Source organism: Frankia sp. CeTa3Moorea (genome assembly GCF_978021225.1).
Genome location: NZ_CDXDOR010000099.1, coordinates 1 through 4,265 on the forward strand (window position 1 = coordinate 1; position 4,265 = coordinate 4,265).

3 protein-coding genes are annotated in these 4,265 nt (G+C 73.1%); all 3 read right to left on the reverse strand.

Features of this window, described 5'->3' with window-relative positions; genetic code table 11:
- Positions 1-788: hypothetical protein (locus AC08OV_RS16515; protein ID WP_476619898.1), on the reverse strand; the 788-nt coding region annotated here is incomplete at its 3' end.
- Positions 789-805: 17 nt separating this feature from the next.
- Positions 806-2,176: a vWA domain-containing protein gene (locus tag AC08OV_RS16520; RefSeq protein ID WP_476615132.1), complete on the reverse strand. Its 1,371-nt coding sequence runs from the start codon at positions 2,174-2,176 to the stop codon at positions 806-808.
- Positions 2,173-4,038, reverse strand: a complete 1,866-nt coding sequence (locus tag AC08OV_RS16525) for a PP2C family protein-serine/threonine phosphatase (protein WP_476619899.1) — start codon at positions 4,036-4,038, stop codon at positions 2,173-2,175. The genes AC08OV_RS16520 and AC08OV_RS16525 overlap by 4 nt, the downstream gene beginning before the upstream one ends.
- Between the last annotated feature and the right edge of the window lie 227 nt (positions 4,039-4,265).

Genomic DNA, 4,265 nt, shown 5'->3' on the forward strand with positions numbered 1-4,265 from the left:
GGGGACGCCGGGGGCATCGGGGTCTCGGGCGCCGCCGCGCCCGAGGCGTGCCCGGCCGCCTGCCCGGTATCCGTCTCGATCTCCTGGACCGGGCGTCGGCACAGCGGACAGACCAGCCGGGCGCCCTGGCCGCGCCCCGCCACGCGCATCGGTGGCGACACGAGCGGCCCCAGCCGGGCGTTCACGCAGTCGGGGGTCACGCAGCGATAGGCGTTGGCGCGGGCGGCGGCGACGACCTCCGGCCGCCCCCGCAGGCCCGACGCCTTCACCTCGTCCTGCCGCGCGGCCCGCTCCCAGGTGACGGTGTCGATCCGGTTCATCGCCCGGCGGACCAATTTCACGTTCTCGCCCGCTGGGGCTGCGGGTAGCACCTTCCATCCGAAGAAGGTCGAGGCGTCGCCCTGGATCCACGCGTGGGCGTCGATGTTGCGTTTGCCGTAGAAGTTGTCCTTGCTGACGACCTTCCCCCCGACGGCCCTCGCCTCCTCGAGCAGGATGTCATCGGCCTCGGCCGCCCAGACCAGGGCACCGTCACGGTAGTACCGCTGCAGTGGGGCGAGGTCGTCGAGCAGGCCGCGCAGGCTGTTGTCGGCCACATAGCGAAAGGTCGCGTCGGCGCCGAAGGCACGGCGGGCGGCGGCCTCCACGGCGAACAGCCGCGCGGTCACGCCGCACCGGCGCGGGCAGCGGGCGCCGTGCGCACAGCCGAGACCGATCTGCGCGAAGCTGCCCGGCGAACCGTCCCGGGTGATGTTACTGACGTCGAACAGCACCGTCGTCGAGGACATGGGACTCCTACCGGTTGTCAGCTGTTGCCGAGAACGTCGTCGAGACGCCGACGGGACACCGCCCCGCCGTGTGGCCGGCCGGGCACCGGGCCCGCCTCGACGAGATCACGGGTCCGGGTCCTGGTGCGGGTCGCCCGGACCCGGGCTCCCGATACCGCATCGGCCGGCGCGACACCCTGGCCGAGGGCCCGTAGCGTCGCGTTGTAGTGGTCGGCCAGATCGTCGAATCCACGGTCCGCCGCCCACAGCGCCGCGTTCCGGAACAACTCGGTGACGCTTTCCCGGGAATGGGCGAAGCTGGCCCGCTTCGCGATCTCCTCGTCGAACTCCGCGATGCTCTCCTCGTGTTCGAGGGAGGATTCCGCGTCCGGGAAGACATCCGCCTCGACGGTGACCCGGAAGCGCTGCGCGGCCTGCGGGTCGGCCCGGCTGTCCACGGCCAGCCGCCGTCCACCGGCGACCACCCCGCCGCGGGCCTGAAGAATCGTGTGCGCGCCGAGCGGTGTGTCCGGAGCGCGCAGCCGGAGCAGGAAGACCGGACGGTCCTCGCCGGTACTCACGGCGGGCAGCGGCAGCCGCAGCTCGGTGCCGCGCGAGGTCGGTGGCGGCACCTTCATGAGGTGACGCTGCGGTTTGATCCGCCGCAGTGCCTCCACCGTCCAGCCGGGTCGGATCAGGACCCGCAGCTCACCGCGCCCCGCAGCCGCACCGACCACCGGTTCGATCAGCGACGAGACGATCGCGTCGATCCGGTCGACGTCCTCGGCCGCGGCCCAGACGTGCTGCGTCTGGCCGCACACCCCGACCATCTCGGCAAGCGCCTCGTCCCGGGCGTCGACACCGATGCCCAGCGCGTCCGTCCCGATGCCCTGGTCGCCGAGCCCGGCGACGATGTGGGCGAGCTGCTCGGGCTGCCAGCGGCCGATGTTGGCCTCGCCGTCGGTGATGAGCAAGACCCGGTAGACGTCCGCGTCCGGCGCCTGCGCGAGCAGCTCCCGCCCGGCGACGGTGAGCGCGTCGCCGATGTTGGTGTAGGAGTCCGCGTCGCTGTTCGTGGGGCCGTCGACGGCCGGCAGGCGGTCGGGCCGGCGTCCGGCGCTGATCACTCGCGCCTCACGGGCGAAGCGCACCAGCACGAGCGGACAGCCGTCGGGCAGCAGGCCGTGCACGCGTTCCAGGACCCGCTGCGCGAGCTCCCACTTGCTGACCGCGTCCGGCGCCGCTGGATGCAGCATCGACAGGGATGCGTCGACCGCGACAGCGACTGCCACCTCCCGCCGGCCCCGCGGCGGATCGGCCACGCTGATCGTCAGCCGGAGCACCCCACCCGGCTTCGTGACACCCCGGTCCATCCGGCCCTCGACGCCGAGCCGGTCCCTGTCGTTCATCGGTTTCCTTTCTCCCCGTGAATGCGCGGCTCCCCGTGAATGCGCGTGCCGGCGCCGCGGGACTCGCCGACGCCGGTGAGCATCGCCCGCTGGCGCGGTCTGGTCCGGGTGGCGACCACCTTCTCCCGGGCGGAGCGGATCGCGATCACCGCGACGGTGGCGTTGTCGTGCCCACCGAGGTCCTCCGCCCGACGGCAGAGCAACGAGGCCAGTTCGGCGGGGGTGCGGGCGACCGAGGCGAGGTCCTCCAGCACGTCGCAGAACCTCCAGTCGGCCACGCCCGGAATGTCCTCGGCGGTGTCGACGCCCGCCTCGCACGCCCCGTCGGTGGCGAGGATCAGCAGGTCGCCGTCGGCGAGCTGCACCCTTCTGGTCGCCACCGCGGTCGCGCCGCGCTGCGCCGTCCGGACGCTCTCGGTCACGATGCCGCGCTCCTCGGGCGTGGGAGCCTGGCCGGCGACGATCGCCTCGGCAACCACGCTGTGCTCGCTGGACAGCCGGGTGGCCGCGAAGCCGTCGCCGCAGCGGCGCAGCAGGTAGGCACGGCAGTCCCCGACGGTCGCGATGTCGGCGCGACCGCGGGAGATCGAGGCGAGCACCGCCACCGCGGCGGCCCGGCGGCTCAGCGGCGCGGGCGGCGGCGGCAGCGCGACGTCCAGCAGCAGCCGCTCCGGTTCGGTCTCGCCGTCCTTCCACCGGCGGCGGAATGCCGCGAGCAGCGCCCGCGCCGCCCACCGTCCCGAACCGTCACCGGGACCGGTAATGCCGTCGAGCACCGCGCAGGCGGTGGTCGTGCCGTCCGACGGGTCCTCGACCTTCGCCCAGCCGACCGCGTCCTCGTTGTCGCCTTCCGGGTTGCCGCCCGCCTTGCGCCAGCCCGTCACGCTCTCGCACGCGACGACGGTCGTCAGCCGCTCGTTGCGCGCGGGGAAGACGAAGGGTGCGATCCTCAACGCCAGCGCACCGGCTCCGGCCGCCCGGCGACCATGCTCGGGATGTAGGCAGGCCCGCAGCGCGGCGTCGGCGCCGGGCGGCCACTCGCCGGCGGCGAGCCCGGCCATCGCCAGCATCGAGGCGTCCCGGTTGCTCCACTCGCCGGTCAGCGCCTTGAACAGCACTACGGCGAACAGGCGAAGGTCACGGGCGGGACCACACTCCCCCGCCGGAGTAACGAACCAGGGGTCGACGGGGTCGTGCCTGCCCGCGTCCAGCAGATCGCAGACGGCCAGGGTGAGGCTCTGCCCGGTCCACCTGAAGCTCCACGGCGCGAGGAGCCCCACGCCCTGCTGATGGAACGGTTCGAGGCTGCGGCCGATCTCGACGAAGGCGCGCAGCAGGGCGGCCGCGGAGACCGCGGGAGCATCGGCGGAATGGCTGTCGAGCAGATCAACCAGCGGCAGTCCCGGAAGTTCCGGCCAGCTCAGCTCGACCCGCGCAGGCATGATCAGTCCGGCGCTCGCCGTAGGCAAGGCGACGCGGGGTGGGGCATGGCGTGAGGAGACCGCGCCGGCCCCCTCGTCCACGTCGGCGTCCACGTCCACGTCGGCGTCCACGTCGTCGGCGGCTGCGGCGTCCACGTCGGCGTCCACGTCCACGTCGGCGTCCACGTCGGCGTCCACGTCCACGTCGGCGTCCGCGTCGTCGGCGGCTGCGGCGGCGTCTTCCAGCTCGTCGCTGTCGTCCTGCCCGGTCGCCGGCTCGTCCGGGCCTCCGAGCTCGTTCGCCTCCTGCGCTCCGGGTGAACCGGTCACCGCCCCGAAAGGATCAATCCCGGCGACGTCACCATCGATGGCGCGCGAGCCGTCCAGGACGCCGCCGCCCGGGACATCGGAGGAGTCCCCGCCCACGACCACTGTGATCACTGCCGGAACCGGGTCGCCCGGCGAAACCACAGGTCCGTCCGGGCCGGTCAACGGTGCTTCCCGATCACATCTGCCGGGGCGTGGGATGCGGGCATCCCGACGCTACCGTCCGAATCATCCAGACGATCAGCGTCCATGGTCGTGGCAACGGCGACGTGCACGACGGTCCCCCCTTCCTCCCGCAAGATCGCGAAGGATCTGCAGTATGCCTGTCCGCGCGATATGAC